Origin of the sequence: Clostridioides sp. ZZV15-6383 (genome assembly GCF_020657735.1) — a bacterium.
Classification (GTDB): domain Bacteria; phylum Bacillota; class Clostridia; order Peptostreptococcales; family Peptostreptococcaceae; genus Clostridioides; species Clostridioides difficile_D.
The window spans coordinates 1-2,630 of sequence record NZ_JAGWCV010000113.1; the positions used below are offsets into that span (position 1 = coordinate 1).

Below are 2,630 nucleotides of genomic sequence, written 5' to 3' on the forward strand. Positions count from 1 at the left end.
ACAGTGAAAATAATCCTAAAACTTTAAATAAACAGGACCTAGAAAAGATGGGATTAAATTTAAAAGACTACAATGTAACACAGGAATGTATAATTGAAGATATAACTTCAAGAAAAGATGTAAATAAGTATTTGAGAAAGACTTCTGCACCTATCACAGAACTTACAGGAAGTGATAGATATGAAACAGCAGTTAAAATAAGTAAAGAGGGTTGGAAAAATGGTTCAGACAAGGTAGTTATAATAAATGGAGATGTAAGTATTGATGGAATTATATCAACTCCATTAGCAACTACATATAATGCACCAATACTTTTAGTTGAAAAAAATAATGTTCCTGCTAGTGTAAAATCAGAATTAAAGCGTCTAAACCCTAAAGATGTAATTATAATTGGAAATGAGAATTCTATTTCTAAAACTACTGCTAATCAAATTAAATCGACTGTAAATACTAGTCAAACACGTCTAAATGGCTCTAATAGATATGAAACATCTCTATTGATAGCAAAAGAAATAGATAAAAATCACGATGTAGAGAAAGTGTACATAACAAATGCTAATGGTGGAGAAGTAGATGCACTTACTATAGCAGCAAAAGCAGGTCAAGATAAGCAACCAATTATATTAACTGATAAAGATAGTATTACAAATAATACATATAAGTGGCTAGAGAGTGAGGATTTACAAAGTGCTTATTTTATAGGTGGTCCTCAAATGTTGTCAACAAATGTTATAAATAAGGTAAATGGAATAACTAAGGAGAGTGTTACTAATAATAGAGTATACGGAGCAGATAGACATGAGACAAATGCAAATGTAATAAAAAAATTCTATACAGATGATGAATTAGAAGCTGTTTTAGTGGCTAAATCAGATGTGCTTGTTGATGCTTTAGCAGCAGGTCCATTGGCTGCTAATTTAAAATCTCCAATACTTATAACACCAAAAACGTATGTGTCTGCATACCATAAAGAAAATTTAGAAGCTAAATCAGCTAATAAGGTATACAAAATAGGAGGAGGATTGACTTCTAAGGTAATGAGTTCTATAGCATCATCATTATCTAAACACAATACAACTCCAACAGACCCAGGAACTAATGGAGCTAAGACAGTTATGATTGACCCAGGACATGGTGGTTCGGATACTGGAACAACAGGTAAATCGTTGGGAGGTATTAAAGAAAAAGACTATACTTTAAATACTTCACTTGCAACAACTGAGTATTTACGTTCAAAGGGAATCAATGTAATCATGACAAGAGATACAGATAAGACTTTATCTCTTGGAAATAGAACTGCTTTATCTAATTCTTTGAGACCAGATTTATTTACAAGTATACACTATAATGCTTCTGATACAACTGGAAACGGTGTAGAAGTATTTTATAAACTTAAAGATAAAAATGGGGGAACTACTAAGACTCTAGCTACAAATATATTAAATAGAATTTTAGAAAAGTTCAATCTAAAGAATAGAGGTACAAAAATAAGAACACTATCAACTGACCCTACAAAAGATTATTTGTATGTTTTAAGAACTAATGATATGCCAGCTGTACTTGTAGAATGTGCATTTTTAGATAATGAGAAAGATATGAGCTTGCTTAATACATCAAGTAAAGTAAAAGAAATGGGTACACAAATAGGTAAAGGTATTGAAGATTCATTAAAATAGTCTAGAATGAAAGTACTCAAAAATTTAATATAAACTAATTCACAGTTTTAAATTTAGATTAAATCTATAAAATAAGAACATAATTATGATAGTAATAAAGACTGTATATACATTGTGCATATAAGTGCAAAATAGTGTATATGCAGTCTTTTTGTAGTTAAGTGTAAGTATAAAGGATTTATATATACAAAGACTATAGTTAGCTATCAAAAGTTGTGTTATTCATCTGAAAAAGATAATAAAAATTCAACTATTATGTGTTATTATGTGTTTTTTATAGATTTTTATGGATTTTTATAGCAATAAGTGATATAGTGAAATTAATTAAATGTATTAAATATATTTAATTTTTTTATTTTTTGTTTTTTATAAGTTTGTTTTTTATAAACTTATTTATAGTTTTAGGAAATACACTTTGACATATTTTTAAATGTTAAAATACTAAAAAACAAATTAGAAATTTATGTTAAGTAAGGAGATTAATATGAAAAAAAATGCAAGATTAATAACAACAGGAATTCTTTCAATGGCAATTGTTGCACCTACAATGGCATTTGCTACTGAATCTAATGCTATGGAAAATAATGCAGATTTAAATATAAACTTGGAGAAAAAAAGTATAGTTTTAGGTAGCACATCAAAAGTTAGCGTCAAATTTAAAGAAAAACCAGATGCAGATAGCATTACATTAAAATATAAATGTTATGATATGCCATTAGATACAACTCTAAATTACAATCAATCAACTGGTTCATATGAAGGAACTATCAATTATAATCAAGACCCAGAATATCTAAATGTCTGGGAATTACAAGGGATAACAATAAACAGTGAAAATAATCCTAAAACTTTAAATAAACAGGACCTAGAAAAGATGGGATTAAATTTAAAAGACTACAATGTAACACAGGAATGTATAATTGAAGATATAACTTCAAGAAAAGATGTAAATAA

At 28.1% G+C, this 2,630-nt stretch carries 1 protein-coding gene and 1 pseudogene; both read left to right on the plus strand.

Annotated features, from left to right (window positions below; translation table 11 throughout):
* A partial coding sequence (locus KGF42_RS18845; protein WP_227826891.1) for an N-acetylmuramoyl-L-alanine amidase occupies positions 1-1,676 on the plus strand: 1,676 nt, incomplete at its 5' end.
* 463 nt (positions 1,677-2,139) lie between these two features.
* Positions 2,140-2,630, plus strand: a pseudogene (locus KGF42_RS18850) (N-acetylmuramoyl-L-alanine amidase); the annotation flags it as partial.